We start from the raw sequence: 25,530 nt of genomic DNA on the forward strand, positions 1-25,530 counted from the left end.
GCTGGCTTGGGCTGGCTGGGTTGTCGGCGGTGTGTCGTCAGAACATGCCGTTCTTGTTGGCGGCAGTCTCTGGCACGGGCTGCACCACGTCCCAGTGCTCGACGATCTTGCCGTTCTCCAGCTTGAAGATGTCGACGATGGCGTTGCCGCGCGTGCCCGGCTCACGCACCGCGTTCACATGCAGGATCACGTAGTCGCCGTCGACGAAGCTGCGCTTGATGTCGCTGTGCGACTTCGGAAACTTCTCGCGCAGGAAGGCGACGAACTTGCGGAACCCCTCGGGGCCGTCGGCCGCAGTGGGGTTGTGCTGCACATAGCGGTTGCCCACGTATTGCAGGGCCGCGTCGGCGTCTTTCTGGTTCAGGCCCTTCTCGTAGAAGGCGAGCACGGCCTGGCGGTTGGCTTCCTGTTGGGCGGTAGGGCCCTGCTTGCCGGCGCCCATCGGTGCGCAGGCGGCGAGGAACAGGGTGGTTGCCGCGGCCACGGCCGCCAAAGTCATGCGTTGCATCAAGGGTGCTCCTGTGTGTGAAGGAAATCAGTAGCCGTTGGGCGAGGCTGCGCCCGGTGCGGCCTTGTACCTGGCCAGCAGCTGCTTCGCCGCCGCCGCCAGCACGATGGTGTCCACGCCCACCGCCACGAACAGCGCGCCGGCCGCGAGCCACTTTCGCGCCTGCTCCTCGGTTGTCGACAGGATGCCCGGCGCCTTGCCGGCCTTGAGGATGCGCGCGATGGCGTCCGCAATAACGGCCTGCACTTCCGGATGGTTGGGCTGGCCCACGAAGCCCATCGAGGCCGACAGGTCGGCCGGTCCGATGAACACGCCGTCCACGCCCGGCGTGGCCGCGATGGCGTCGAGGTTCTTCATCGCCTCCACCGTCTCGGCCTGCACCAGCAGGCAGGTCTGCGCGTTGGCCTCGTGCAGGTAGTTGGGGTAGGCCTGCCAGCGCGAGGCGCGTGCCAGCGCGCTGCCCATGCCGCGGATGCCTTCGGGCGGATAGCGCATGCCCTGCACCAGCCGCGCCGCCTGCTCGGCCGTGTCGACCATCGGCACCAGCAGCGTCTGCGCGCCGATGTCGAGGTACTGCTTGATCAGCGTGGTGTCGCCGACCGGAATGCGCACGATGGGGTGCGAGCGCTCCGCCTCCGGCTGCGCCGACCATGCGCTCGAGATGCCTTGCAACTGCCCGAGCACCGAGCGCACGTCGTTGGGCGCGTGCTCGCCGTCGACCAGCAGCCAGTCGTAGCCGGTGCCGGCCAGGATCTCGGCCGCATAGCCGTCGGCCAGGCCGACCCACAGGCCGATCTGGGGCTTGCCGGCCTGCAGGGCCTGCTTGAAGGTGTTGGTGGGTGTTTGCATGAAGATGGCTTTCAGACGAAGCGGAAGGCGATGGAGCCCAGCGGGCCGTAGTCGGCATGGAAGGTGTCGCCCGGTACAGCGTTGGTGGGACGCGTGAACGAGCCGCCCAGCACCACTTCGCCGGCTTCCAGGCACTCGTCCCACGGCGCGAGCTTGTTCGCGAGCCACGCCACGCCGGTGGCCGGGTGGTTCAGCACGGCCGCGGCGACGCCCGATTCCTCGATCACGCCGTTCTTGTAGAGCAGCGCGCTCACCCAGCGCAGGTCGACCGCATCGGGCTTCACCGGACGGCCGCCCATCACGATGCCCGCATTGGCCGCGTTGTCGGCGATGGTGTCGAACACCTTGCGCATGGCCTTGGTGTTGCGGTCGAACTGCTCGATGCGCGCGTCGATGATCTCGATGGCGGGCACCACGTAGTCGGTGGCCGCCAGCACGTCGAAGATGGTCACGTTCGGGCCCTGCAGCTTCTTGCCGAGGATGAAGGCCAGTTCCACCTCGATGCGCGGCGCGATGAAGCGCTTGAACGGGATGTCGCCGCCCTGCTCGAAGAACATGTCGTCCAGCAGCGTGCCGTAGTCGGGCTCGGTGATCTGGCTGGCCTGCTGCATGGCGCGCGAGGTCAGGCCGATCTTGTGGCCGCGCACGACGCGGCCTTCGGCGATCTTGTTCTTCACCCACTCGCGCGAGATGGCGTAGCCGTCCTCGATGGTCATCTCGGGAAAGCGCTTGGAGAAATGCTCGACCTGCACGCGCGACTTCTCGCTCTCGTGCAGTTCGGCGGCCAGTTGGGCGATGGTGGCTTTGGACAGCATGTCGGCTCGCTTCTTATGACTTGTTGAACAGGGGATGCAGGTTGCTGTGCTTGCCGTCGTACACCTGCCCGGGGCTTTCGTCGATCTGCAGCGTGATGCCGATGTGCCGCTTGTCGAAGATGGGCGCGAAATGCGCGCGCACATCCGCCAGAAGCTCGTCGCCGGCCTTCTTCTTCACCGCCTCGGAGCGGCCCGCGGCCATGCGGATGTTGAGGTACACGAAGGCGTAGTCGGCCTTGCCGTCGGCCACCGCGTAGTGCGCGGCGGGGTAGGCCAGCACGCGCGTGCCGCCGATGGGAAACACCGGCTTGTCGGCCTCGTCGCGCTGCTTGAGCATGGTGTCGGCCAGCGTGCGGCACAGCGCCGACATGTCGGTCTCGGCCTCGATGTTGGGCGTGTACAGGATCACCAGGTGCGGCATGTCGTGGCTCCGTTCTTCTTCATGCCACCGACATCACGGCGGCCGTGCAGGTCACCGCGAAGATCGGGATGGCCTTCATGTGGAAGATCTCGCCCTTGCCGCGCGCGGCGGCGGCCACGCTCAGGAAGGTGCGGATCTCGAAGCCGCCCTGGCCCGCTTCGCGGTAGGTGGCCTCGTCGTTGTAGTCGGTCTGCGAAAGCAGTGCCTCGCGGTCGTTGGCGCACCAGCGGCGCATGAACTCGGCGTCCCACTCGGCATTGACCTTGCCCGAATCGGGCGTGGCCGGCCAGTGCGAGATGCCGCCCGTGCCCACCAGTGCGATGCGTTCGGGCGCCTTGTCGCAGGCGCGGCGCAATGCCTCGCCGAAGGCCCAGGCGCGGTGCAGCGGCGTGAGCGGCGGGCCCTGGCAGTTGATGTTGACCGGGATGACCTTGGTGTCGAACTTCGGCGTGAGGAAGTTCAGCGGCACCATGATGCCGTGGTCGAACTTCCATTCTTCCGCGTAGGCCACGTCCACCGTCTGCATCACTTCGCGGATCAGGCGCTGCGAGAGCGCGGCGTCACCGGGCACCTTCGTCTTCTCGATGCCCAGCCACTTCGGGTCCTCGATCGGGCCTTCGTAGCTGTCGGCCATGCCGATGGCATAGGCCGGCATGTTGTTCATGAAGAAGTTCGCGAAGTGCTCTGCCGCGATGACGATCACCGCGTCGGGCTTCGTGGCGCGCATCGCCTCGCCGAAGCGGTGGAACTGCGCGTGGAACTCGTCCTTCACGGCAGGGTCGGCCAGATGGGCGCGGCCCGTGATGCCGGGGGCGTGGCTGCACACGCCTGCAAAAACCAAGCTCATACGCCTGCCACCTTCTCGTCGGTTCCTGTTGTCATCGCGTAGATGCCGGCGCGCACCGGGCCGTACTTGCGCACGCCTTCGCGCATGGCTTCGAGGTAGTCGGCCCATGCAATGCCCAGCAGCGGCGCGAAGTGCATCAGTAGCTGGCCGTTGCAGCCGAGCACGTAGAGCTTGCCGATGTCGCCGGTGTCGATGGCTTCGCGCTCCTCGCCGTCGAGGTCGTAGCCGGCGAGCAGCGCCGCGCGCGTGTCGCCGCCCTCGGCATAACGCCGCTGCACCTCTTGCTCGCGGTTGAGCGCGAACAGGAATTTCTGCATCGCATAGAGGCTCATCGCTCAGCCCTCGATCTGGATGTTGGCCTTGCGGATCACGTCGCCGTACTTCGCGATCTCGCTCTGGATGAAAGCCGCAAAACGCTCCGGCGTGCCCGACAGCGACGCGATGCCGCCCTTGTGGAAGGCATCCGTCACCACCTGCCCCGCGAGCGCTCGGTTCACCTCGGCGTTCATGCGCTGCACGATGGCATCGGGCGTGCCGCTGGGCGCCAGCAGGCCATTCCATGAATTGGACTCGATGGCCACACCCTGTTCTGCCAGTGTGGGTATGGAGGGCGCGTACTGCGAGCGCTGCGCGGTCGCCATGCCCAGCGCGATGAGCTTGCCGTTCTGCACGTGGCTGCGGAACTCGGGCCAGTTGCCGAACATCATCGTCACCTGGCCGCCGAGCAGGTCGGTGAGCGCCGGGCCCTGGCCCTTGTAGGGCACGTGCACGATGTCCAGGCCCATCTGCTGCTTGAGCATCTCGCCCGACAGATGCGCCGAGGTGCCGTTGCCGAAGGAGGCGAAGCTCAGCGTGCCCGGCTTGGCCTTGGCTGCGTTGCGCAGGTCGGCCAGCGTCTTCAGGCCGCTGTTGGGGTGCGTGGCGAGCACATGCTCCGACATGCCCATGAGCGCGACCGGACGCAGGTCTTTCTGCGTGTCGTACGGCAGCTTGCGGATCAGCGTCTGGTTGGCCGTGAAGCTGTTGGCCACGCAGACGAAGGTGTAGCCGTCTGGCGCGGCCTTGGCTGCGGCATCGACGCCGATCACCGTGCCCGCGCCGGGCTTGTTGTCGATGATCACCGGCTGGCCGAGGGTCTTCGACAATTCCACGCCCACGAGCCGCGCGACGAAGTCGGTGGTGCCGCCGGGCGTGAAGGGCACGATCACTCGGATCGGCTTGTCGGGCCATGCCGCCTGTGCGCGCGCCAGCGAGGGCAGGGCCGCGAGAGCGGCCGCGCCTTGCAGCAGCGTGCGTCGTTGAGTGTTCACGCCACGCCCCAGTGCGGAATGTGGTGCGAGCCCATCGACACCGCAACGTTCTTCGGCTCGCAGAACACCTCGTAGCTCCAGGTGCCGCCTTCGCGCCCCGTGCCCGAGGCCTTGGTGCCGCCGAAGGGCTGGCGCAGGTCTCGCACGTTCTGGCTGTTGACGAAGCACATGCCGGCTTCCACGGCGGCGGCCACGCGGTGCGCCTTGCCGATGTTCTCGGTCCACACGTAGCTGCTCAGGCCGTACTGGATGTCGTTGGCCAGGCGAATGGCATCGGCCTCGTCCCTGAACGGAATCAGGCAGGCGACCGGGCCGAAGATTTCGTCCTGCGCGATCTTCATGCGGTTGTCGACGTCGGCGAAAACGGTGGGCATCACGTAGTTGCCCTTCTTCACGCGGTCGGGCAGATTGCCCGGCGCATCGAGGCCGCCGCACAGCAACGTCGCGCCTTCCTTCGGGCCGAGTTCGATGTAGCTGCGCACCTTGGCCAGGTGGGCCTGCGAGATCATCGGGCCGACGATGGTCTTCTCGTCCAGCGGGTCACCCACGGCGATGCGCTTGGCGCGCTCGGCGAACTTGGCCGCGAAGTCGGCATAGATCGACTGCTGCACCAGGATGCGCGAGCCGGCCGTGCAGCGCTCGCCGTTGTTGCTGAAGATCATGAACACGGCCGCGTCGAGCGCGCGGTCGAGGTCGGCGTCGTCGAAGATCACGAAGGGGCTCTTGCCGCCCAGCTCCATGCTGAACTTCTTCAGGCCCGCGCTCTTGACGATGCGGTTGCCCGTGGCGGTGGAGCCGGTGAACGAAATGGCGCGCACGTCGGGGTGCCCCACCAGCGGCTCGCCGGCTTCCTTGCCGTAGCCGTGCACCAGGTTCAGCACACCGGGCGGAATGCCGGCTTCCAGCGCCAGCTCGCCCAGCCGCGCGGCGGTGAGCGGCGACAGCTCGCTCATCTTCAGCACGGCGGTGTTGCCGAAGGCCAGGCAGGGCGCGACCTTCCAGGTGGCCGTCATGAAGGGCACGTTCCACGGGCTGATGAGCGCGCACACGCCCACCGGGTGGAACAGCGTGTAGTTCAGGTGCGTGGGCGTGGGGTAGGTGTGGCCGTCGACGCGCGTGCACATCTCGGCGAAGTAATAGAAGTTGTCGGCCGCGCGCGGCACCAGCTGTTTGCCGGTCTGCGCGATCACCTGGCCGCAGTCGTTGGTTTCGGTCTGCGCGATCTCGGGCACGTTCTTCGCGATCAGGTCGCCGAGCTTTCGGATGAGCTTGGCGCGCTCGGGCGCGGGCATGCCCGCCCACTTGGGGAAGGCTTCCTTGGCGGCGGCCACGGCCGCGTTCACTTCGGCTTCGCCGCCCGAGGCGACTTCGGCCAGCACTTCCTGCGTGGCGGGGTTGACGGTCTCGAAGTAGTCGGTGCCGCCGACACTCTTGCCGTTGATCAGGTGATCGACTCTCATGCTTTTCCTTGGATGGTCTCGATGGTGTTCATGAGCGCGCCGATGCGCTCGATCTCGGTGACGATGACGTCGCCCGGCTTGCAGTCGACCACGCCGTCGGGCGTGCCCGTGAGGATCAGGTCGCCCGGCGAGAGCGTCATGAAGCGGCTGAAGTACTCGATGAGGAAGGGCGCGTCGAAGATCATGTCGCGCGTGTTGCCCTGCTGCGTGACCGCGCCGTTGACGGTGGTGCGCAGCGCGAGCGCCATCGGGTCGGGCACGTCGGCCGCATCGACGAACCACGGGCCCAGCGGCGTGCAGGTGTCGCGGTTCTTCACGCGCAGGTTGGGGCGGTACCAGTTCTCGAGGTAGTCGCGAATGGCGTAGTCGTTGGCCACGGTGTAGCCGCCGATGAAGTCGTAGGCATCGTCGCGCTTCACGTTCCTGGCGGTCTTGCCGACCACGATGGCCAGCTCGCATTCGTAGTGCATGAACTGCACGTCGGCCGGGCGATGCGTGTGCTGGCGGTGGCCGATGAGAGCGCTCTGGCCCTTGACGAAAACCAGCGGTTCCTCGGGCGCCTTGAACTCGAGTTCCTTGGCGTGGTCGGCGTAGTTGAGGCCCAGCGCGAGGATGGTGCGCGGGCGTGCCGTGGGCGCGAGCGGCGGCAGCCATGTGAGCTGCTCCTGCGGCACGATGCGGCCGTCTTCCAGGCGCACGGCGGCGTCTTGCTGGCCGTTCAGTTCGTGGGCGGTGCCGGTGTGTTCGCGGCCCTCGAAGATGACGCGTGCGTGCTTCATGCGGCTTCCTTCACCAGCGTGTTGCTCAGGGTCTCGAAGCCCGGCGCGGAAATGTCGATGCGGTCGCCGGCGCGCGCCAGCGGGCGGCCAGGGCCGCAGCCCAGCATCAGCACGTCGCCGTGCGCCAAGGTCATGAAATCGCCGACGTCTGCCAGCAGCTGTCGAGCAGGGCGCACGAGTCGAGAGAAGTCGATCGACTGCTTCGGCTCGCCGTTGATGCGGACCTCGACGCGGAAGTTGGCGGGGTCTGCCACCTCTTGCGCGTCGCGCAGCGCCGGGCCGATGCCCAGGAAGCCATCGACGCACTTGAACTTCACCGGCGGCCGGAAGAAGCTGGCATGCGGAATCGACAGGTCGTTCATCAGGACGAAGCCTTCGACGTCGCCTTCGGCACCGATCACCATGCCGATGCTGGCGCCGATCTCCACCTCGGGCACACCAGCGGGCACCGTGATGGCGCTGCCGTGCGGGCTCCAGGTGTTGGCCGTCTTCACGTAGAGCACGGGCGCCTTCGGCGGTGCCTTGTAAGGCGGCTGGGTCATCTGCGGCGCGAGCGCCTCGACTTCGGCGCGGAAGTTCAGCAGCGTGCCGTACACCGTGCCGGTGGGCAGGAAATGGGGGGTACTCATGGCGAGGGTTGCTCCAGTGCGATCAGTTCGTCGAGCAGCCCGTAGAGCTGCGTGAGCTTGGCCTTGCCGAGCGACTTTTCCATCCACTCGTAGTGCGCCTCGATGCTGGTCGACAGCCGCTTCACCAGCTTCATGCCGTACGGCGTGGCTTCGACCACGGTGCGGCGCTGGTCGGCCGGGTCGCGGGCGCGGGTGATGAGGTTGTCGCGCTCCATGCGCGCGAGCACGCCGGTAAGGCTGGGGCCGAGGATGAAGGCCTCGCGCGCGACCCTGCCGGTGTCGACCGCGCCGTGTTCGCCCAGCACGCGCAGCACGCGCCATTGCTGGTCGGACAGGGCGTGCTCGCGCAGGCTGGGCCGGGTGTGTGCCATCACGGCTTCGCGGGCCTGCAGCAGCAGGCGCGGCAAATTGCGGTGCGTGAATGTCGTGCTCAAGGCTTGTCTCTTCCGAAATTACTTAACATGTTAAATGATTCGTCGAGGCTTTCCTAGTGGCTGGTTCCCCCCGATTCGAAAACCTAGGGTATGCACGGATGAGGCGTGCAGCCTGCGCGCCTGCCGCCGCTGTGCATCGCGGCGCTTCAGCGCGCGGTGGATGCCTCGCGGCGGCGCCGGTCGGCCCTGGGCAGGTCGGCCGCGGCTGCGACCATCGCCTCGCCGCGCGCGTGCAGGCGCTGCAGCATGTCGTCGAGCAGCGCCACCTCGTCGGCCTTCAGCGCGTCCAGCAGTTCTGCGTTGATTGACGAAACCAGCGGATAGAGCTGCGCGTGGAGCTTCCTGCCCGGTGCGGTGAGGCTGAGAAGCACGTGCCGCCGGTCGCCCGCGGGCTGCTCGCGCGAAACAAGCCCCTTGCCGACCAGCGAAGTCACCGCGCGCGACGTGCGCGCCCGGTCGAGCTGCGCTTGCTCTGCCAGTTGCGACGAGCCCAGCGCTCCGTGGCCCGCGAGCGTGGCGATGAGCCGCCATTCGCGCCGCGTGATGCCGAAGCGCCCTTCGCACAGCCGGATCACCAGGCTGCCCGCCACCGAAAGCAGCCGGCTGGTGCGGTAGAGCAGCAGGTCGTCGAGCGTGCGCGGCGGTGCGTGCATAGGGTTTGTCCCGGCGATGATTGATTTGATGAATCAATTGTCGGCGCTCTACAGTGGCCGCGCCCATTGCAGCAGACCCAGTGCCGACGACAACGGAGACAAGACGGATGAGAGCAACCCCACAGCCCCTGTATCACCCGAGGCGCCGCAGCGTGCTCGCCACGCTCGGCGGCGTGGCCCTCGCGCCGCTTGCCACCGCGGCATGGGCGCAGCAGGCGCAACCGGCGATCGCGCCGGGAACCCCCATTCGCGTGCTGATAGGCGTGCCCGCCGGCGGCACGCAGGACGTGCTTACGCGGGCCATCGCGCAGGAAGTGCGCGACTCGCTCGGCCCGCTCATCGTCGACAACCGTTCCGGCGCCGCCGGGCGCATTGCGGTCGAAGCCGTGAAGACCGCGGCGCCCGATGGCCGCACGTTGCTCCTGGGCACGGCCAGCATGATGACCATGTTCCCGAGCGCCTACAGGAATCTGCCGTACGACCCGATCAAGGATTTCCAGCCTATCGTCAACGCGGCGCGCTTCGAGCTCGCGCTCGTGGTGCACAAGGACGTGCCGGCCAGCACGCTGTCCGAGTTCATCGCCTGGGCCAGGAAGCAGCCAGGCGGTGCGAGTTTCGCGTCGTACGGCGCGGGCACACCCTCGCATTTCCTCGGCGAGATGCTCAACCGCGCTACCGGCCTGTCTATGGTGCACGTGCCCTATCGCGGCTCCACGCCGGCACGCCAGGACGTGATGGGAGGCACCGTTCCGGCCTACTTCGACACCGTGGGTGGTGCGCTGCAGATGTTGCCGAGCGGCCGCGTCAAGGTGATCGCCACCAGCGGCGAGAAGCGCTCGCCGCTGATGCCCGCCGTGCCTACTTTCGTGGAGGACGGCCTGAAGGACGTGGTCGCTACCGCATGGTTCGCCTACTACGCGCCGGTGAAGACGCCCAAGCCGGTGGTAGACCAACTGCGCGCCGAATTCATGCGCGCCGTGAACTCGCGCGAGGTGCGCCAGCAATTGCTTCAGAACGGCATGTACCCGGTGGGCGACGGCCCCGAGACACTGCTGAAGACAATGCGCGAGGACACGGCGCGCTGGGCGGCGATCATGAAGGCGGTGAACTTCCAGGCGAACGACTGAGCATCGACTGTCCGGCCACCTAAACTCGAAGGATGGCCAAGGACAAAACAACTTTCGTCTGCAGTGAATGCGGCGGCACCAGCCCCAAGTGGCTCGGCAAATGCCCGAGCTGCGGCGCCTGGAACACACTCATTGAACAGGTCGCGGGCCCCGCCGGCGGCGGCACGGCCAACAACCGCTTCGGCACGCAGTTCGCGTCGCTCGCTGGGGCGTCGGAGCTCGCCACGCTGTCGGAAATCGAGGCGACCGATGTCGCGCGCACGCCCACCGGGCTCGACGAACTCGACCGCGTCCTCGGCGGCGGCATCGTCTCCGGCGGCGTCACTCTGATCGGCGGCGACCCGGGCATCGGCAAGTCGACGCTGCTGCTGCAGGCGGTCGATGCGCTGCAGCGGGCGGGGCAGAACGCGCTTTACGTGACGGGTGAAGAAAGCGGCTCGCAGGTCGCGCTGCGCTCCAAGCGGCTGGGACTCGACCACTCGCAGGTGCAGGTGCTGGCCGAGATCCAGCTCGAAAAAATCATCGCCACGCTCGACGCCACGCGCCCGGCCATCGCGGTGATCGACTCGATCCAGACGGTGTACTCCGACCAGCTCACCTCCGCGCCCGGTTCCGTGGCGCAGGTGCGCGAATGCGCGGCCCATCTCACGCGCTTTGCCAAGACCAGCGGCACGGCCGTGGTGCTGGTGGGCCACGTCACTAAAGAAGGCGCGCTGGCCGGCCCGCGCGTGCTGGAGCACATGGTCGACACGGTGCTGTACTTCGAGGGTGACACGCATTCGAGCTTCCGCCTCGTGCGCGCCATCAAGAACCGCTTCGGCGCGGTCAACGAGATCGGCGTGTTCGCCATGACCGAACGTGGCCTCAAAGGTGTGACCAACCCCAGCGCCATCTTCCTGAGCCAGCATGCCGAGCCGGTGCCCGGCAGCGTGGTGCTGGTCACGCTCGAAGGCACGCGGCCGATGCTGGTGGAGATCCAGGCGCTGGTCGACAACGGCGGCCCGAGCCCGCGCCGCCTGTCGGTGGGCCTGGACCGCGACCGGCTGGCCATGCTGCTGGCGGTGCTTCACCGCCATGCCGGCGTGGCCTGCATGGACCAGGACGTGTTCGTCAACGCGGTGGGCGGTGTGCGCATCAGCGAACCGGCGGCCGACCTGGCCGTGATGCTGGCCATCACCTCCAGCCTGCGCGGCAAGCCGATGCCCAAGGGCTTCATCGCATTCGGAGAAGTGGGCCTGGCCGGCGAGGTGCGCCCGGCGCCGCGCGGGCAGGAGCGCCTGCGCGAGGCCGCCAAGCTGGGCTTCAGCGTGGCGGTGGTGCCCAAGGCCAATGCGCCGCGCAAGGGCACGAAAGAGATCGAAGGCTTGACGATCCACGCCGTCGAACGCATCGAAGAGGCGATGGACGTGGTCCGCCGCCTCGACTGATCCGGCGGGGCCGCCGGAAAAAGCGCCCGGCGCGCCAGCAAGGCGCGCCGGGCCTACCCTCCCTACCCCCCGATGTGCATCGTGAACGCCGGTCCGCCGTTGAGCACGCATTGACCGCTGCCCAACGTGGCCGAGTTCATCGTGTACTGGCAACTCAGGTTGCCGCCGCGACTGCCGGCGGCATTCGCCAGGCCTGCTCCCCGTGAGCCTGCGACCCGTGTTGCCTCTCCCTGAAACTGTTCATTGCCGATCTGCGCGCTGAAGTGGCCGCGGCCGTTCATGTCATTGGTCACGGTGCCGGCGATGGTCCCGTAGCGCGCGGCTTCGGCATTCGACGGGTACAGCCGCGCGCTGAAGGTCTGTGCGACCGGGCCCGGCGGCACCGCGTACACCTGCGAGGGCGGCGCCACGGGTGCGGGCTGGCCGAGCGGTACCACGTAGCAGCCGCTGAGCGCGGTGCCCGCGAGCGCGGTGACGAGCGTGAGACGAACGAAAGTGACGGAGCGCGGAATGTTCATATGCTTTTCAGTGGCCCGGGCAGATGCCCGTGCGGTGAAATGTGCCGGCTCTGCCCGTCGCGGGGAGCGCTTTTCGCGGCGAGTACCGCCTTGCGCGCCTGGCGGTAGCCAGGGCGGCTACCGCATCGGCCCGTGCGGCCCCGGCCTGAGGCCTTTTGCCCGACACCCCCGGCTTGGCGGCGACAATGCGCGCCATGAATTTCAAGAAATTTCTGGTGCCCGTGGGCGCCATCGTCGTTCTCGGGCTGGCCTGGCGCAGCGGTGGCTGGGGCGGCGTCGCCCTGGCCGGCGGCGCGATCGTGATGTTCCTGCTGCTGCACTTCAACCGGGCGATGCAAGTGCTCAAGCGCGCGGCCGAACGGCCGGTGGGTTACGTCGGCAGCGCGGTGATGCTCAATGCCAAGCTCAAGCCGAACGCGACGCTGATGCACGTCATTGCCATGACCCGCGCCCTTGGTGAACTGCGCTCGCCCAAGGACACGCAGCCCGAGGTGTACCGCTGGACCGATGGCGGCGGCTCGTACGTGGATGCGGTGTTCAACGGCGGCAAGTTGCAGAGCTGGTCCATGACGCGGCCCGAGAACCCGGTCGACGGGGAAGACGGCGCCACTCCCGCGGCCTGACCCCCTAGGCTCCCGCGCTCCCCTTGCGCTTGGGCTGCCGCCACGGCGGATTGGCCTTGGCGTGGTGGCGCGCCTCTTTCACGAACTCTGCGCACACGTGCGTCATGAGGTCTGCCGATCGGTAGACCAGGAACACGTCGAAGTCCGGCACCTCGTCGGTGATCGGCAGCTTCTCGAGCAGGCCGGGCTGCAGCCGCAGCGGCCCGGCGCCATGGAACACGAAGTCCGACCACATGCTGATCAGGTCGGTCTGGGTGGCCAGCTGCAGCCCCAGCAGGTTCGACGCGCTGTGCACCATGCGCCGGGGCATCTGCAGCCCGTGCATGTTCATCATGCTCACCAGCGGGCTGCCGGCGTCGTCGACCGGGTCCAGCACCAGCCAGTCGGCGTCCACCAGCGGCTGCAGCCGGCGCACACGCCGCAGCGGGTGGCCGGCGCGCACCGACAGGTGCATTGCCACCGAGAACAGCGGCTCCCACTGGAAGGCGCCGGTGCCCGGCCCGTTGCAGGTGGAGATCAGCCCCAGGTCGAGCCGGCCCTCGCGCAGCCCCTCGAAGATCTGCTGCGGGCGCATCTCGAAGCCGCGCATCGTCACGTTGGGAAAGCGCTGGCGGAACGACGCCATCGCGTCGGGCAGCGGCCCGCTCGACGCCACCGCGGTGAAGCCGATGTGCAGCTGTCCCTCGTCGTGCCCGCGGATCGCCTCGATGTCTTCCAGCGCATGCCGCAGTTCCTGCTCGACCAGGCTCGCGCGCTTGACCAGCGCCACGCCGTAGGGCGTGAGGCTCACGCCGCGCGTGGAGCGCGACATCAGCGTCACGCCCAGTTCGCGCTCCAGCTCGGAGATGGTCTTCGACAGCGCGGGCTGCGTGGTGTGCAGGCTGCGCGAGGCCTCGTGGATGCTGCCGTGCTGCGCCACCGCCAGCAGGACGCGCAACTGTTGCAGCTTCATCGTGGTGCCGGTCTCACGGAAAAGTGCGTCTTGGTGGTTGTCCCGATGGCTTCTCGTGCCTGTTTATGACGGGGATGCCATTTGGTTATCAGCATGAAAATTTGTGATTCTTTGCCAAGGCGCTTTGCCTGAATACTCCGCCGCCAAGGGGCCGGTCCGACCCCCAGCAACCTGTTCGTGGAGTGACATTAGATGAGCGAAGCCGCATTGCCCGCAAGCCCGATCCGGGCCCCTTCACCGGCCACCACCGTGCAAGGCAAGGGAGAGCAGAGCCAGTTCCGCCTGATCGCCGCCTGCTCGCTGGGCAACGCGCTGGAGATGTACGACTTCACCGTCTACAGCTTCTTCGCGCTGCTGATCGGCAAGCTGTTCTTTCCCTCCGACAGCCCCTACGGCTCGCTGTTGCTGGCGGTGGCCACCTTCGGCATCGGCTTCGTGATGCGCCCGCTGGGCGGCGTGATCATCGGCAACTACGCCGACCGCAAGGGCCGCAAGGCCGCGATGACGCTGACCATCGGCCTCATGGTGCTCGGCACGCTGTGCATCGCGCTGGCGCCCAGCTATGCCTCGGCCGGCGTGTTCGGCTCGCTGATGATCGTGGCGGGCCGGCTGCTGCAGGGCTTCTCGCTCGGCGGCGAAGTGGGCGCGGCCACCTCGATGCTGATGGAGTCCGGCGGCGTGAAGGGCCGGGGCTTCCGCGTGAGCTGGCAGCTCGCGAGCCAGGGCGTGTCGGCACTGCTGGGCGCGCTCACCGGCGCGGCGCTGTATGCGGCGCTGCCGCAGGCTTCGCTCGAGAGCTGGGGCTGGCGCCTGCCGTTCCTGCTCGGCCTGCTGATCGCGCCGGTGGGGCTGTACATCCGCTCGCAGCTGGAGGAAACGCACGTTGCCGAAAGCCACGAGTCCAGCCCCATCGGGCGGCTGCTGCGCAACCACGGCGGCCTGGTGCTCAAGGGCATCCTGGCCACCACGGCGGGCACGGCGACGATGTACCTGGTGGTGTTCTTCATGCCCACCTACATGATCCGCGTGCTGCACATGCCGCCGTCGCTGTCGCTGCTGTCGGGCTGCGTCACCGGCATCACGCTGTTCGTGGTGTCGCTGGCGGCGGGCCGGCTGGCCGACCGGCTGCCGGCGCGCAAGCCGCTGGTCGTCGGTTCGCTGCTGTTCAGCGTGGTCGCGGTGTACCCCGCGTTCTGGCTGATCAGCCACTACCCGAGCGTGCCGCTGGTGCTGTGCCTGTCGGCGCTGCTGACCGCGAGCGTGAACATCGGCACCACGCCCATGTTCCTCATGCTGCTGGAGATGCTGCCGGCCGGCGTGCGCGCCAGCGGCATCTCGGTGGTCTACAGCATCGGCGTGACGGTGTTCGGCGGCTCGTCGCAGTTCATCGTGACCTGGCTGCTCGCGAGCACCGGCAGCCCGATGGCGCCGGCCTTCTACATGATGGCCTGCGGGCTGCTGAGCCTCGGCGCGCTGCTGAGCCTGCGCGAGCACAAGGCCGATTGACCCTCCCCACGAACAACGACTTCCTTCACATGACACGCGAACTCAGCCCCCAGACCAACAGGCTGCTGTCCCGGCTGCTGCCGCAGGCCGACATCGACACACAGGCCTTCGTCGACATCCGCCGCCGGATCCACGCCAACCCCGAGCTCGGCTTCGAGGTGAGCGCCACCAGCGAACTGGTGGCCAACCTGCTGCGCAGCTGGGGCTACGAGGTGCACACGGGCATCGGCAAGACCGGCATCGTGGCGCAGCTCAAGCTCGGCAGCGGCACGCGCCGGCTGGGCATCCGCGCCGACATGGACGCGCTGCCCATCGTCGAGGCCACGGGCCTGCCGTATGCGAGCCGCAACCATGGCCGCATGCACGCCTGCGGCCACGACGGCCACACCGCCATCCTGCTGGCCGCGGCCAAGGCGCTGGCGGCGGCGCGCAGCTTCGACGGCACGCTGAACCTGATCTTCCAGCCCGACGAGGAAAACCTCTGCGGCGCGCGCGCGATGATCGAGGACGGCCTGTTCGAGCGCTTCCCCTGCGATGCGGTGTACGCGCTGCACAACGCGCCCGGCGTGCCGGTGGGCACGGTGCTGGCGGTGGAAGGCCCGGTCACGCTGTCGTCCGACGTGGCCGACGTCACCATCAAGGGCGTGGGCGGGCACGGCGCCATGCCGCATCGCGCGCGCGACCCGGTCGCCGCGGCCGCGGCGGTGGTGACGGCGCTGCAGACGGTGGTGGCGCGCAACGTGGCGCCCGACGACACGGCGGTGGTGTCGGTCGGCTTCATCCGCGGCGGCGCCACGCACAACGTGATTCCGCAATCGGTATCGCTGGGCCTGAACGTGCGCGCGGCGCGGCCCGAGACGCGCGCGCTGGTCGAGCAGCGCATCCGCGAGATCGTGAGCCTCACCGCGCAGGCGCATGGCGTGGAGGCCGAGATCGACTACCGCCAGCTGGTGCCGCCGGTGGTCAACACCGCGGCCGAGACGCGGCTGATGGCGCAGGTGTGCACCGAGATCGTGGGCGAGGCGAGCGTGCTCACGCAGGTGCCCCGCGGCTTCGCGGGCAGCGAGGACTTCGCCTGGATGCTCGCCGCGCTGCCGGGCTGCTACTTCATGCTCGGCAACGGGGAGGGCGAGTTCGGGGGCTGCATGGTGCACAACCCCGGCTACGACTTCAACGACCAAGTGCTGCCGCTGGGGGCGGCCTGCTGGGTGCGGCTGGCGCAGACTTACCTGGCGAAGACGTGAATAAACCTGCTGCGCAACCCGATCTCGCACCTGCGGTCCTCACCGTACGCGAGTACGGTTCCGGTCCTCGATGCAAGCTCGGGGTGCTCGCTACGGTTTCTTCACGTCTTCGACGCGCCCTGAACTAAAACGGCGCGTCTTCTTCCTCAGCCGCGTCTGCCGGTGTCGTCGTGGCGGGCGCTGCCGGTGCTGCGCCAGCAGCGGGCTTCACGGTGTCGTCCGGCGGTGCGGCCGAGAACGCTGCCTCGCCGCCCAGCGCATCGAGCAGCGCCGGCACCAGCTGGCCCAGCTCGCCCGTGGCGATGGCCACGTCGGCGTCGAAGTTGTCTTCCTTCTTGCCGCCTGCGGCGCCGTCGCCCGTGCCTTCGAGGAAGGTGATCTTGCGGATCAGCAGGCCGTGCGTGAGCTCGAAGGACACGCGGTCGTCCCAGGTCAGCGCGAGCCGCGTGGGGCGCTTGCCGTCGGTGATGTGCTGCTTGACTTCGTCGATGTCCAGCGGGTGCTTGGCGTAGCGCACCACGGCCTTGGAGTCGTCGGAGGCCTTGAGCTCGCACTCGCGGTCGATGGTGAAGCCGGCCGGCGGCTCCTGCGTCAGCAGCCAGTTGGCCATGGCCGCGGCCGGCTCGATCTGCGTGTTGATGAGCGCCACCGCGAAGCCGTCGAGCGACTTCACGAGGCTGGTGACGACCTCGTCGGCGCGCGATGCATTGCCGCTGTTGATGACCAGGCGGTTCTCCGCCTTGTCGATCCACACAGTCACGCGCGCGCTGCGGGTGAAGGCCATCGGCAGCAGCTCGAGCGTGATGTCTTCCTTGAGCTCTTTCTTTTCCTTCTTGCCGGGCTTGCGGCCGGTGGTGGCCTCGATGCTGGCGCAGCGCTCGTCGAGCTTGCGGCGCACCACGGAGCCGGGCACCTGCTTGCTCTCGATCATGTATTCGACCAGCCACTGGCCGTCGATGGATTCGACCAGCGGGCCGTTGGCCTCGCCGCGGGGCTCGACCCAGCCGGCGGACTTTTCCTGCGAGGGGCCGCAGGGCACGAAGCGCTGCTTTCCGAGCCCTTCTTCCGCCTCGGCCAGTGTTTGGGACCAGGCAGGTTCGATGCGATAGACGATGACGTTCTTGAATACGGACACGGAAACCCTTTTTTCCACTGGTTTGGACAACCGGCCATTGTCGGGCACCCCGTTCCGGACGCCGCCGTAAAATCGAAAGCTTTTGCGACTTCCCCCATCGCTCCCAAAGGAATCAGGAAATGAGCTCGATCCCCCCCTCGCTGGACGACCGTGACGGCAAGATCTGGATGGACGGCGAACTCGTGGACTGGCGCGACGCCAAGATCCACGTGCTGAGCCACACGCTGCACTACGGTTGCGGCGCCTTCGAGGGCGTACGCGCCTACAAGACGGCGGACGGCGGCACCTCGATCTTTCGCCTGGCCGAGCACACCGAGCGCCTGTTCAACAGCGCCAAGATCCTGCGCATGAAGATCCCGTTCACGCAGGAACAGCTCAACGAGGCCCAGAAACAGGTGGTTCGCGAGAACAAGCTCGAAAGCTGCTACCTGCGCCCCCTCATCTGGATCGGCTCCGAGAAGCTGGGCGTGAGCCCCAAGGGCAACAAGATCCACGCCATGGTCGCTGCCTGGTCCTGGGGCGCCTACCTGGGCGAGGAGGGCATGAAGCGCGGCATCCGCGTGAAGACCTCCAGCTACACCCGCCACCACGTCAACATCACGATGACGCAGGCCAAGACGGTGAGCAACTACACCAACTCGATCCTGGCCAACATGGAAGCCCTGGACGACGGCTACGACGAAGCGCTGCTGCTCGACGCGAGCGGCTTCGTGTCGGAAGGCGCGGGCGAGAACATCTTCGTGGTCAAGGGCGGCGTGGTGTACACGCCCGACCTGTCGGCCGGCGCGCTCAACGGCATCACGCGCAACACCATCCTGCACGTTTGCAAGGACCTGGGCCTGGAGCTGGTGCAAAAGCGCATCACGCGCGACGAGGTCTACATTGCCGACGAGGCCTTCTTCACCGGCACCGCCGCTGAAGTGACGCCCATCCGCGAACTCGACCGCGTCGAGATCGGCAACCGCGGCGACGGCGGCGCCCGTGGCCCGATCACCGAAAAAATCCAGTCTGCCTTCTTCGACATCGTGAACGGCAAGAACCCCAAATACGCCCACTGGCTCACGAAAGTCTGAAAGAACCCATGTCCACCAATGCAGTCGTCGAACTCCTGGCCAAGGAGCTCAATCATCAGGGCGGCGTGTTCTGCCCCAGCCCCAAGGCCGACATGAAGCTCTGGAACAGCCACCCGAAGGTCTACCTCGACGTGGCGCGCACCGGCGAAGCCAAGTGCCCGTACTGCGGCACGGTATACCGCCTGAAGGCCGGCGAAACGGTGTCGTCGCGGCACTGAGCCGAGCCGACGCCACCGCCCTTCAGCCAGCCTGAGGGGCGGTTTCTTTCTCGCGGCGCCGCGGCCACAGGCCGCGCCACGGATCCGGGTCTTGCCTTTCCTGCGCCAGCCGCAGGTAGATCATCGCGATCCACAGCAGCGCCAGGCCGATCTGCGCGTCGCGCAGCGCCGAGTTGACGCTCGACGCGATGAGCGCGATCAGCGTGGCGCCCAGCGCGTAGCGGCCGGCCATGTCCGGCCGTTTCCACGCCTGCCACACGGCGGCCATCATGATGACCAGCAGGCTGAGCAGCGCGGGCACGCCTCCTTGCGCGCCCACCCACAGGAAGTCGTTGTGCGGCATGTTCGAGTCGGCGAAGAGCGCGGGGCCGCGCTTGTGCCACTGCTCGGTCCAGCCGCCGATGCCCCAGCCCGCGAGCGGGCGGTCGGCGATCATGAGGCTGGTGTCGCGGTACATGTAGTAGCGGATGACCCAGCTGCCCTTGAAGACGGCGCCGGCCTGCGCCTCTTCGAGTTCCTGCACGCCGGTCTCGACCTTCTTCTGCAGCTGCGGCAGCTGGTAGAGCCCGGCGCCGAGCACCACGGTGCCGAGCACCAGCGCGCCCACCAGCATCTTCAGGTGGCTGCGCCACTGGTGGACGCACACCGCCGGAATCACCAGCAGCAGCGCGAGCACCGACGTGCGCGAGGTCAGCGGCAAGGCCACCACCAGGCCCAGCCCGAGCACCAGCACGAAGGCGGGAATGGCGCGCAGCGGCCGGTGCGCCGCGATCTGCGCGATGCCCCAGACCGCCGCCGTGGACGCCACCACGCTGAACAGCAGCGCGTTGCTGATCGACTTGTTGCCCACTTCCATGACCACCGCGCGCAGCGGCGACCAGATGTGGAAGCCGCCGACCGCATAGAAGAAGATGACCAGCAGCACGTTGAGCGCCGCGATCAGCAGGAAGCCGCGCAGCGCCCAGAGGGCTTCCTCGCGCGTGAGCGCCATCGCCATCAGCATCGTCACGCCGATGCGCAGCCCGTGGAACAGATTGGAGGGGGTTTCGGGGTAGTGCGGCCTGATGGCCAGCACGATCAGCATCCAGGCCAGGTAGGCCATGACCGGCCACCACAGCGGATTGGCGCGAAGCCGCGCCAGGCGTTCCCGCCCTCCGCCGGCCACCAGCATCGTGGCGAGCAACAGGAGGGCCGAGAGGTAGGTGACGCCGACCGGCATGAACACCACCAGCCCCCAGAACATGGCCGCGGGCCGAACGATGTGCGATCTCTGCATAGGGGCGGGATTTTAGGTGGCCCCCGCCAGCGCGGCCTGACTTTGCCCCGGCCGTGCCGGGCTCAATGGATTCAGTGCCCGCGCGCGGTGGGCAGGCGAATGACGAAGCTCGCGCCGCCGCCCGGTCGGTCTTCGCAGCGCACCGTGCCGCCATGCCGCTCGGCGATCGACTTCACCAGCGACAGCCCCAGCCCGACGCCTCCGTTGCGTTCGCTGGCGCCGGGCAGCCGGTAGAAAGGCTCGAAGATGCGTTCGCGCAGCGCGGCCGGCACGCCCGGTCCGCGGTCGTTTACGCGCACCGTGGCAAAGCCGTTGGCGCTGCCCAGTTCCACCGCGATTTCGCCGGCGCCGTAGCGGCGGGCGTTTTCCAGCAGGTTGCGGATGGCCCGGCGCAGCAGGCGCGACACGCCCGGCACCGTGAGGTTCGCGTTGTCGGTGCCTTCGGCCAGGTCGAGCTCGGCATTCACCTGCGCGCATTCCTCGGCCGCCAGGCCGGTCAGGTCGACCGGCTCGATGGTGCCCATGTCGGCCTCGCTGGCGTCGAGCCGGCTGGCCAGCAGGATTTCGTCGATGAGCTGGTCGAGCTCGCCGATGTTGCGCGAGATTTCCTCGCGCGCCGTGGCGCTCGGGCGCTCGCCCATCAGCTCCAGGCCCATGCGGATGCGGGTGAGCGGCGAACGCAGCTCGTGCGAGGCATTGGCCAGCAGCGACTTGTGCGAACGCACCAGCTGTTCGATGCGTTGCGCCGACGCGTTGAATCGTTTGGAGAGATCAGCCACTTCGTCTTGCCCTTCTTCGGTCACCCGCACCGAGAGATCGCCTTCGCCCCACCGCTGCACGCCGCGCTGCAGCGATTCCAGCCGCTGCGTGATGCGCCGCACGATCGGGTAGACGCCCAGCGCCACCGCCACCCCCACCAGCGCGATCATCCAGCCCAGGCCGAAGGGCGTGCGCCACGGCGCGAAGCCGGATGCACCCGTGGGCCGCTCGCGCGGCGCCACGCGCAGCGTGATGTCCTTGCCGTCGCTGAGCGTCACGTCGAACTCCAGCCCCTGGCCCGGCACGCGCAGCGCGGTGCCGGTGCCGATCTTCTTGTCCTGCGCGTCGAGCACGATCACCTCGCGCGGCACAGGTGCCAGCCGTTCGCGCTCGGCCTGTGCCGCTTCGCGCACGATCCAGTTGGCCATCAGCGTGAGGATCACGACGCCGCCCACCACCGCGAGCCAGATGCGCACATAGAGGTGGCGGGAATAAAGGCTGCGCAGCATCTATTGCCGCTCAGTCTTGCTGTTTCGCGAACACGTAACCCACGCCGCGCACCGTCAGGATGCGCTTGGGGTTCTTGGCATCGACCTCGATGGCGGCGCGGATGCGGCCCATGTGCACGTCTATCGAGCGGTCGAAGGCTTCCAGCTCGCGGCCGCGCACGGCTTCCATGATCTGGTCGCGCGTGAGCACGCGGCCCGCGCGCTCGGCCATGGCCACCAGCAGGTCGAACTGATAAGAGGTGAGGTCGGCCAGCGCGCCGGCCACCGACACGGTGCGCGCGTTGCGGTCGATTTCCAGCGTGCCGAAGCGCATCACGGTGGAGACTTCGGCCTCGGTGGCGTTCTCGCTGCGCCGGCGCAGCACCGCGCGGATGCGCGCCAGCAGTTCGCGCGGCTCGAAGGGCTTGGGCAGGTAGTCGTCGGCGCCGATCTCCAGGCCGATGATGCGGTCCATGGGGTCGCCCTTGGCCGTCAGCATCAGCACCGACACCTTGGAAATCGGGCCGGGCAGCGCGCGGATGCGGCGGCAGACCTCCAGGCCGTCGGTGTCGGGCAGCATCAGGTCGAGGATCACGAGGTCGGGTGCGTGCTGCTGCAGCTGCTCAAGGCCGGCGGCGCCGTCACCGGCGTGGCTGAAGCCGAAACCGGACTGCGTCAGGTATTCGCCCACCATGTGTGCCAGGCGGGTGTCGTCTTCGATCATCAGGAGTTGGGGGGTGCTCATGCGCTTCATGGTCGTCCACAGGGAGCAAGCGGGCTTGAACGCTCCGTAAAGTTGGGTAAACCTCGCGCCGGCCTGTCAACCTTGCGCGCTGCGAAAACCATAGCGCCCCGCCCGCTGTTCATGGGCGCCATGGATTCGTCTCGTTGCACGCCCGCCTGCACGGGCGCGCCGTCATGCCGCAGGGCTCAGCCGCAGCCGCAGGGCCAGCGCGCTCGACAGCGGCAGGTCGATCGGCACACCGGCGCTGCCTTCGGCCTGCGCCAGCGCCTCGAACAGGCTCAGGGCGTCTGCCATCGGATTGATGCCCACCAGCGTGCGCGCGGCGGCGGAGCGCGGCGCGGTCGGCTTCGGGGCCACATCGCCTTCCAGCGACCATTCGAACGATGCCACCGTGCGCTCGGTGCGCTCGGGCGCCACCACCAGCGCCACGGCCAGCAGGCCGCGGCTGTCGGTCACGGAAACCAGCGGCCCCAGCGTGGGCGTGTCGTAGCCCACCAGCAGCACCGGGTCGTGGTCGGCGGCGCATTGCACCGCCGCCTCGAACAGGCCGGCGGCAAAGCTGTGCTCGAAGGCCGAGACGGCGTTGCTGGCCGCCATGCAGCCGGTGCCGATGGTCCAGTAGCCGACGGCGGCGTTGTGCACCGAGTTGTGGAACTTGGTGGGCGACAGCATCTTCGGCTCGGTCGCGAGGGTGCTGCACATGTAGTCGTTGATCGACAGGTCGCCGTGCGCCGAGGTGAAGAGGCAGGGCACGTCGGCGGCATTGCGGCCGGAGGCGGCCATGGCCGCGGCAGCAACTTCGAGCGCCAGCGCCACGGTGTCGGGCGCGCGGCGGCGCTCGGCCGGGGCCAGCACCTGCGGCGACGGGCGCCTGGCCGGCGGATCGGTCAGCGTGCCTTCTCCGCGGAAAGCGGCGCGCGCGGCTTCCCAGCCCGGCAGCGTCGGCGTCCAGAAGGCCGGGCCTTCGATGTACAGGGTGGGGGGCGTGGGGGCTCGGTTCATTTCGCTCATGCCGCTTTTCCGAATACGAGCGAGCAGTTGTTGCCGCCGAAACCGAAGGAGTTGCTCAGGGCATAGCGCACTTCGCCGCGCACGGGCTCCAGCCTGATCTGCGGGCCGAAGCCTTCGTCCAGCGTGTGGGTGTTGACGGTGCCCGGCATCAGTCCGCGCTCGATGGCCAGCAGGCTGATGACGGCCTCGACGATGCCCGCCGCGCCCAGCGTGTGGCCCATGAAGCCCTTGGTCGAGCTGGCATGGGTGCGCGCCGGGAAGCGGCGCGCCACCAGCGCGCCCTCGACTTCGTCGTTCTTCTGGCTCGCGGTGCCGTGCATGTTGATGTAGTCGATGGCGTCGGGCGCGAGGCCGGCGCGCGCCAGCGCCTCGTCGAGCGCGCGTTCGGCGCCCAGGCCTCCGGGGTGCGGCGTCGACATGTGGTGAGCGTCGCTCGCCTCGCCGTAGCCCAGCAGGTGCAGCGGGGACGCATCGGCGCCGGTCTGCACGCGTTCCACCAGCGCGAAGCCCGCGGCCTCGCCCAGGCTGATGCCCTTGCGGCCGGCGTCGAAGGGCCGGCACGGTTCGCTCGACACCAGTTCGAGCGAGTTGAAGCCGAACAGCACGCTGCCGCACAGCGTGTCCGCGCCGCCGACCACGGCCGCGTCGGCCAGGCCCAGGCGGATCATCCGCTCGGCCGAGGCGAACACCTTGGCGCTCGAAGAGCAGGCCGTGGAAATGGTCTCGCTCGGGCCGCTGATGCCCAGCACCTGCTGCGTGAACATGGCCAGCGAATGCGGCGTGTGCACTTCGCCGCGGCGCTGGTTGAGCGGGAACATGCCGTCGGCGTCGAGCTGGGTGTAGGCCAGCTCGGTCTCGCCGATGCTCGCGGTCGAGGTGCCCAGGATCAGCGCGATGCGCGACGCGCCGTACTTCTTGCGCGCAGCCGCCACCGCCTCGATGAAGCCGTCGGCATGCAGCCCCAGCCAGGCGAGCCGGTTGTTGCGGCAGTCCCATTGGGCGAGCGATTCGGGCAGGCGGATTTCTTCCACGCCGTCGACACGGCCGATCCACGTGGGCAGCGGGTCGTCGCCGAAGTCGTTGGCGCGCAGGCCGCTGCGCGACTGCGCCAGCGCGTCAGCGAGCGCTTCCTTGCCGACGCCGACGGCCGAGGTCGCCGTGAAGGCGCTGATTTGTAGAGGGGGGATTCGGGACGGCACGATCTTTTGCGGGCTCGCTGACAACTGGAAACAAATATGGAAGAGCGAATGTAAACGTGGAACAGCCTAACAGTTGCCTGCGCCGCGCCGCGTCGGCGGATTCCTATAAGGCCCGTGCCCTATTGACGCTCCGCCGGGCTTGTGATGATCGTGAGCCGCGAGGCCAGCGCCACCAGCACCAGCACCGGCACGCCCAGCAGCGCGGTGGCGACGAAGAAGTTGCTGTAGCCGTAGGCGTCGACGAAGACGCCCGAATAGCCGGCGATGAATTTCGGCAGCAGCAGCATCAGCGAGCTGAACAGCGCGTACTGCGTGGCCGAGTAGCTGATGTTGGTGAGGCTCGACAGGTAGGCGATGAAGGCCGCCGAGGCGATGCCGCCGGCCAGGTTGTCGGCCGACACCACCGCGATCAGCGCCGTGGTGTCGTGCCCGCGCGTCGCCAGCCAGGCGTAGAGCAGGTTGCTCGCCGCGCTGAGCACCGCGCCCATCATCAGCACCCGCATCACGCCCAGGCGCATCGACAGCACGCCTCCCACGAAGGCGCCCACCAACGTCATGATCACGCCGTAGATCTTGCTGACCGTGGCGACTTCGTCCTTGGTGAAGCCCATGTCCACGTAGAAAGGGTTGGCCATGATGCCCATCACCACGTCGCTGATGCGGTAGACGGCGATCAGCGAGAGGATCAGCACCGCGTGCCATTTGTAGCGGCCGATGAAGTCGGCAAAGGGCTCGATCAGCGCGCTGCGCAGCCACTCGGCCGCGTTGCGGGCCTTGGGCAGCAGGCGCGGCACCGGCTCGGGGGACAGCAGCACCGTGAACACGCCCACCGCCATCGAAGCCGCCATCACCAGGTAGGCGGTCTTCCAGGCGCCGTCCTGGTAGGCGGCTGCGCCGGTGGCCGCCACGGCGGGCGCCACCTCGGCCCAGGCCGCGACCCACAGCACACCGGCGCCGGCCCAGATCATCGCGAGGCGGTAGCCCGTCTGGTAGGCGGCCGCCATTGCGGCCTGCTTGCGCGGCTCGGCCGATTCGATGCGGAAGGCGTCGAGTGCGATGTCCTGCGTGGCCGAGCCGAAGGCCACCAGCAGCGCGCACCAGATCAGCGGCGTGAGCCCCAGGCGCGGGTCGTTCATCGCCATTCCGACCAGCCCCGTGATCACCAGCCCCTGCGCCAGCAGCAGCCAGCCGCGCCGGCGCCCCAGCAGCGTGGTCAGCGGTGGCAGCGGCAGCCGGTCGACCAGCGGTGCCCAGACCCACTTGAAGCCGTAGGCCAGCCCGACCCAGCTCAGGTAGCCGATGGTGGTGCGGTCGATGCCGGCCTCGCGCAGGCGAAAGCTCAGCGTGCCCAGCACCAGCAGCAGCGGCAACCCGGCCGAGAAGCCCAACGCCAGCATGCGCAGCGTGGCGGGCTCCAGGTAGACCTTGAGGGCGTCGCGCCAGGGCGGGGAGGGGGTGGTGGGGGTTTCGACGGGCGAGGCGGACATGTGCCCGGATTGTCCATGAGCGGCGCAGGCCCTCGGG

General features: G+C 68.2%; 28 protein-coding genes. 7 read left to right on the forward strand and 21 right to left on the reverse strand.

The window, feature by feature from the left end; genetic code table 11:
- Window positions 1-37: 37 nt before the first annotated feature.
- From ACWV14_RS01845 to ACWV14_RS01900, 12 genes are all read right to left on the reverse strand, one after another.
- A complete protein-coding gene (locus tag ACWV14_RS01845; protein WP_454902180.1) occupies window positions 38-508 on the reverse strand; it encodes a nuclear transport factor 2 family protein in 471 nt (156 codons plus the stop codon).
- A gap of 27 nt (window positions 509-535) precedes the next feature.
- Window positions 536-1,357 (reverse strand): 4-hydroxy-2-oxoheptanedioate aldolase, encoded by an 822-nt coding sequence (gene hpaI, locus ACWV14_RS01850; protein WP_454902182.1) that lies wholly within the window; start codon window positions 1,355-1,357, stop codon window positions 536-538.
- 11 nt (window positions 1,358-1,368) lie between these two features.
- On the reverse strand, window positions 1,369-2,172 hold the full coding sequence (gene hpaH, locus ACWV14_RS01855; protein WP_454902184.1) for a 2-oxo-hept-4-ene-1,7-dioate hydratase: 804 nt from the start codon (window positions 2,170-2,172) through the stop codon (window positions 1,369-1,371).
- Window positions 2,173-2,185: 13 nt separating this feature from the next.
- Complete coding sequence (locus ACWV14_RS01860) at window positions 2,186-2,593, reverse strand: 5-carboxymethyl-2-hydroxymuconate isomerase (RefSeq protein WP_454902186.1); 408 nt, start codon at window positions 2,591-2,593, stop codon at window positions 2,186-2,188.
- 19 nt (window positions 2,594-2,612) lie between these two features.
- Window positions 2,613-3,440 (reverse strand): DODA-type extradiol aromatic ring-opening family dioxygenase, encoded by an 828-nt coding sequence (locus ACWV14_RS01865; protein WP_454902188.1) that lies wholly within the window; start codon window positions 3,438-3,440, stop codon window positions 2,613-2,615.
- Window positions 3,437-3,772 carry an aromatic ring-opening dioxygenase subunit LigA gene (locus ACWV14_RS01870; protein WP_454902190.1) on the reverse strand — a complete coding sequence of 112 codons (336 nt, stop codon included), beginning with the start codon at window positions 3,770-3,772 and terminating at the stop codon, window positions 3,437-3,439. Before ACWV14_RS01870 ends, ACWV14_RS01865 begins: the two co-directional genes overlap by 4 nt.
- Before the next feature lie 3 nt (window positions 3,773-3,775).
- Entirely contained in the window at window positions 3,776-4,750 is a 975-nt protein-coding gene (locus ACWV14_RS01875) for a tripartite tricarboxylate transporter substrate binding protein (protein WP_454902192.1), read from the reverse strand.
- Window positions 4,747-6,210, reverse strand: coding sequence for a 5-carboxymethyl-2-hydroxymuconate semialdehyde dehydrogenase (gene hpaE / locus ACWV14_RS01880; protein ID WP_454902193.1), 1,464 nt, complete (start codon window positions 6,208-6,210; stop codon window positions 4,747-4,749). The genes ACWV14_RS01875 and hpaE overlap by 4 nt, the downstream gene beginning before the upstream one ends.
- Window positions 6,207-6,989: a fumarylacetoacetate hydrolase family protein gene (locus ACWV14_RS01885; protein ID WP_454902195.1), complete on the reverse strand. Its 783-nt coding sequence runs from the start codon at window positions 6,987-6,989 to the stop codon at window positions 6,207-6,209. Before ACWV14_RS01885 ends, hpaE begins: the two co-directional genes overlap by 4 nt.
- Window positions 6,986-7,618, reverse strand: coding sequence for a fumarylacetoacetate hydrolase family protein (locus tag ACWV14_RS01890; protein ID WP_454902197.1), 633 nt, complete (start codon window positions 7,616-7,618; stop codon window positions 6,986-6,988). Before ACWV14_RS01890 ends, ACWV14_RS01885 begins: the two co-directional genes overlap by 4 nt.
- Window positions 7,615-8,052 carry a homoprotocatechuate degradation operon regulator HpaR gene (hpaR, locus tag ACWV14_RS01895; protein WP_454902199.1) on the reverse strand — a complete coding sequence of 146 codons (438 nt, stop codon included), beginning with the start codon at window positions 8,050-8,052 and terminating at the stop codon, window positions 7,615-7,617. Before hpaR ends, ACWV14_RS01890 begins: the two co-directional genes overlap by 4 nt.
- Before the next feature lie 146 nt (window positions 8,053-8,198).
- Complete coding sequence (locus ACWV14_RS01900) at window positions 8,199-8,705, reverse strand: MarR family winged helix-turn-helix transcriptional regulator (RefSeq protein WP_454902201.1); 507 nt, start codon at window positions 8,703-8,705, stop codon at window positions 8,199-8,201.
- Between the two features lie 107 nt (window positions 8,706-8,812).
- Between ACWV14_RS01900 and ACWV14_RS01905 the strand changes: the two genes are divergently transcribed.
- The gene (locus ACWV14_RS01905) at window positions 8,813-9,832 is read left to right on the forward strand and encodes a Bug family tripartite tricarboxylate transporter substrate binding protein (RefSeq protein WP_454902203.1); all 1,020 of its coding nucleotides are present in this window, start codon (window positions 8,813-8,815) and stop codon (window positions 9,830-9,832) included.
- Window positions 9,833-9,864: 32 nt separating this feature from the next.
- A complete protein-coding gene (gene radA, locus ACWV14_RS01910; protein WP_454902205.1) occupies window positions 9,865-11,259 on the forward strand; it encodes a DNA repair protein RadA in 1,395 nt (464 codons plus the stop codon).
- A 62-nt stretch (window positions 11,260-11,321) separates the two neighbouring features.
- On the opposite strand, the gene ACWV14_RS01915 is transcribed toward radA, so the two are convergent.
- The gene (locus ACWV14_RS01915; RefSeq protein ID WP_422088781.1) at window positions 11,322-11,777 is read right to left on the reverse strand and encodes a hypothetical protein; all 456 of its coding nucleotides are present in this window, start codon (window positions 11,775-11,777) and stop codon (window positions 11,322-11,324) included.
- Between the two features lie 185 nt (window positions 11,778-11,962).
- On the opposite strand from ACWV14_RS01915, the gene ACWV14_RS01920 reads away from it, so the two are divergent.
- Entirely contained in the window at window positions 11,963-12,400 is a 438-nt protein-coding gene (locus ACWV14_RS01920) for a glycerate kinase (protein WP_422088780.1), read from the forward strand.
- A 4-nt stretch (window positions 12,401-12,404) separates the two neighbouring features.
- Here ACWV14_RS01920 and ACWV14_RS01925 read toward each other — a convergent pair whose 3' ends face one another.
- Window positions 12,405-13,352 carry a LysR family transcriptional regulator gene (locus ACWV14_RS01925; protein WP_454902207.1) on the reverse strand — a complete coding sequence of 316 codons (948 nt, stop codon included), beginning with the start codon at window positions 13,350-13,352 and terminating at the stop codon, window positions 12,405-12,407.
- Window positions 13,353-13,544: 192 nt separating this feature from the next.
- On the opposite strand from ACWV14_RS01925, the gene ACWV14_RS01930 reads away from it, so the two are divergent.
- Window positions 13,545-14,858, forward strand: a complete 1,314-nt coding sequence (locus ACWV14_RS01930; protein WP_454902209.1) for an MFS transporter — start codon at window positions 13,545-13,547, stop codon at window positions 14,856-14,858.
- 29 nt (window positions 14,859-14,887) lie between these two features.
- The gene (locus tag ACWV14_RS01935) at window positions 14,888-16,102 is read left to right on the forward strand and encodes a M20 aminoacylase family protein (RefSeq protein ID WP_454902211.1); all 1,215 of its coding nucleotides are present in this window, start codon (window positions 14,888-14,890) and stop codon (window positions 16,100-16,102) included.
- Between the two features lie 124 nt (window positions 16,103-16,226).
- On the opposite strand, the gene ACWV14_RS01940 is transcribed toward ACWV14_RS01935, so the two are convergent.
- Entirely contained in the window at window positions 16,227-17,237 is a 1,011-nt protein-coding gene (locus ACWV14_RS01940; protein WP_454902213.1) for a recombination-associated protein RdgC, read from the reverse strand.
- A gap of 119 nt (window positions 17,238-17,356) precedes the next feature.
- Here ACWV14_RS01940 and ACWV14_RS01945 point away from each other — a divergent pair, with 119 nt between their 5' ends.
- Both ACWV14_RS01945 and ACWV14_RS01950 read left to right on the forward strand, forming a co-directional pair.
- On the forward strand, window positions 17,357-18,310 hold the full coding sequence (locus ACWV14_RS01945) for a branched-chain amino acid transaminase (protein WP_422088775.1): 954 nt from the start codon (window positions 17,357-17,359) through the stop codon (window positions 18,308-18,310).
- A gap of 8 nt (window positions 18,311-18,318) precedes the next feature.
- Complete coding sequence (locus ACWV14_RS01950) at window positions 18,319-18,528, forward strand: zinc-finger domain-containing protein (protein WP_007836801.1); 210 nt, start codon at window positions 18,319-18,321, stop codon at window positions 18,526-18,528.
- Window positions 18,529-18,550: 22 nt separating this feature from the next.
- Here the strand turns inward: ACWV14_RS01950 and ACWV14_RS01955 are convergent, their stop codons facing one another.
- The 6 genes from ACWV14_RS01955 to ACWV14_RS01980 form a co-directional block, all read right to left on the reverse strand.
- Entirely contained in the window at window positions 18,551-19,804 is a 1,254-nt protein-coding gene (locus tag ACWV14_RS01955; RefSeq protein WP_454902215.1) for an O-antigen ligase family protein, read from the reverse strand.
- Window positions 19,805-19,875: 71 nt separating this feature from the next.
- The gene (locus ACWV14_RS01960) at window positions 19,876-21,072 is read right to left on the reverse strand and encodes an ATP-binding protein (protein ID WP_454902217.1); all 1,197 of its coding nucleotides are present in this window, start codon (window positions 21,070-21,072) and stop codon (window positions 19,876-19,878) included.
- Between the two features lie 10 nt (window positions 21,073-21,082).
- Complete coding sequence (locus tag ACWV14_RS01965) at window positions 21,083-21,805, reverse strand: response regulator (protein WP_454902219.1); 723 nt, start codon at window positions 21,803-21,805, stop codon at window positions 21,083-21,085.
- Between the two features lie 162 nt (window positions 21,806-21,967).
- On the reverse strand, window positions 21,968-22,807 hold the full coding sequence (locus tag ACWV14_RS01970; protein ID WP_454902221.1) for a beta-ketoacyl synthase chain length factor: 840 nt from the start codon (window positions 22,805-22,807) through the stop codon (window positions 21,968-21,970).
- Window positions 22,804-24,006: a beta-ketoacyl-[acyl-carrier-protein] synthase family protein gene (locus ACWV14_RS01975; protein WP_454902223.1), complete on the reverse strand. Its 1,203-nt coding sequence runs from the start codon at window positions 24,004-24,006 to the stop codon at window positions 22,804-22,806. Before ACWV14_RS01975 ends, ACWV14_RS01970 begins: the two co-directional genes overlap by 4 nt.
- Before the next feature lie 119 nt (window positions 24,007-24,125).
- Complete coding sequence (locus ACWV14_RS01980) at window positions 24,126-25,493, reverse strand: AmpG family muropeptide MFS transporter (protein ID WP_422088769.1); 1,368 nt, start codon at window positions 25,491-25,493, stop codon at window positions 24,126-24,128.
- Between the last annotated feature and the right edge of the window lie 37 nt (window positions 25,494-25,530).

It is taken from the genome of Variovorax durovernensis (genome assembly GCF_977011995.1).

Excerpts from the sequence above, each read along its gene's own strand:
- hpaH (WP_454902184.1), bottom strand. The coding sequence starts at position 2,172 with ATGCTGTCCAAAGCCACCATCGCCCAACTGGCCGCCGAACTGCACGAG.
- ACWV14_RS01890 (WP_454902197.1), bottom strand. The coding sequence starts at position 7,618 with ATGAGTACCCCCCATTTCCTGCCCACCGGCACGGTGTACGGCACGCTG.
- hpaE (WP_454902193.1), bottom strand. The coding sequence starts at position 6,210 with ATGAGAGTCGATCACCTGATCAACGGCAAGAGTGTCGGCGGCACCGAC.
- ACWV14_RS01905 (WP_454902203.1), top strand. The coding sequence starts at position 8,813 with ATGAGAGCAACCCCACAGCCCCTGTATCACCCGAGGCGCCGCAGCGTG.
- ACWV14_RS01935 (WP_454902211.1), top strand. The coding sequence starts at position 14,888 with ATGACACGCGAACTCAGCCCCCAGACCAACAGGCTGCTGTCCCGGCTG.
- ACWV14_RS01950 (WP_007836801.1), top strand. The coding sequence starts at position 18,319 with ATGTCCACCAATGCAGTCGTCGAACTCCTGGCCAAGGAGCTCAATCAT.
- ACWV14_RS01945 (WP_422088775.1), top strand. The coding sequence starts at position 17,357 with ATGAGCTCGATCCCCCCCTCGCTGGACGACCGTGACGGCAAGATCTGG.
- ACWV14_RS01860 (WP_454902186.1), bottom strand. The coding sequence starts at position 2,593 with ATGCCGCACCTGGTGATCCTGTACACGCCCAACATCGAGGCCGAGACC.
- ACWV14_RS01900 (WP_454902201.1), bottom strand. The coding sequence starts at position 8,705 with ATGCACGCACCGCCGCGCACGCTCGACGACCTGCTGCTCTACCGCACC.
- ACWV14_RS01970 (WP_454902221.1), bottom strand. The coding sequence starts at position 22,807 with ATGAGCGAAATGAACCGAGCCCCCACGCCCCCCACCCTGTACATCGAA.
- ACWV14_RS01930 (WP_454902209.1), top strand. The coding sequence starts at position 13,545 with ATGAGCGAAGCCGCATTGCCCGCAAGCCCGATCCGGGCCCCTTCACCG.
- ACWV14_RS01845 (WP_454902180.1), bottom strand. The coding sequence starts at position 508 with ATGCAACGCATGACTTTGGCGGCCGTGGCCGCGGCAACCACCCTGTTC.
- ACWV14_RS01955 (WP_454902215.1), bottom strand. The coding sequence starts at position 19,804 with ATGCAGAGATCGCACATCGTTCGGCCCGCGGCCATGTTCTGGGGGCTG.
- ACWV14_RS01920 (WP_422088780.1), top strand. The coding sequence starts at position 11,963 with ATGCGCGCCATGAATTTCAAGAAATTTCTGGTGCCCGTGGGCGCCATC.
- ACWV14_RS01915 (WP_422088781.1), bottom strand. The coding sequence starts at position 11,777 with ATGAACATTCCGCGCTCCGTCACTTTCGTTCGTCTCACGCTCGTCACC.
- ACWV14_RS01960 (WP_454902217.1), bottom strand. The coding sequence starts at position 21,072 with ATGCTGCGCAGCCTTTATTCCCGCCACCTCTATGTGCGCATCTGGCTC.
- ACWV14_RS01965 (WP_454902219.1), bottom strand. The coding sequence starts at position 21,805 with ATGAAGCGCATGAGCACCCCCCAACTCCTGATGATCGAAGACGACACC.
- ACWV14_RS01865 (WP_454902188.1), bottom strand. The coding sequence starts at position 3,440 with ATGAGCTTGGTTTTTGCAGGCGTGTGCAGCCACGCCCCCGGCATCACG.
- hpaI (WP_454902182.1), bottom strand. The coding sequence starts at position 1,357 with ATGCAAACACCCACCAACACCTTCAAGCAGGCCCTGCAGGCCGGCAAG.
- radA (WP_454902205.1), top strand. The coding sequence starts at position 9,865 with ATGGCCAAGGACAAAACAACTTTCGTCTGCAGTGAATGCGGCGGCACC.
- ACWV14_RS01925 (WP_454902207.1), bottom strand. The coding sequence starts at position 13,352 with ATGAAGCTGCAACAGTTGCGCGTCCTGCTGGCGGTGGCGCAGCACGGC.
- ACWV14_RS01870 (WP_454902190.1), bottom strand. The coding sequence starts at position 3,772 with ATGAGCCTCTATGCGATGCAGAAATTCCTGTTCGCGCTCAACCGCGAG.
- ACWV14_RS01885 (WP_454902195.1), bottom strand. The coding sequence starts at position 6,989 with ATGAAGCACGCACGCGTCATCTTCGAGGGCCGCGAACACACCGGCACC.
- ACWV14_RS01980 (WP_422088769.1), bottom strand. The coding sequence starts at position 25,493 with ATGTCCGCCTCGCCCGTCGAAACCCCCACCACCCCCTCCCCGCCCTGG.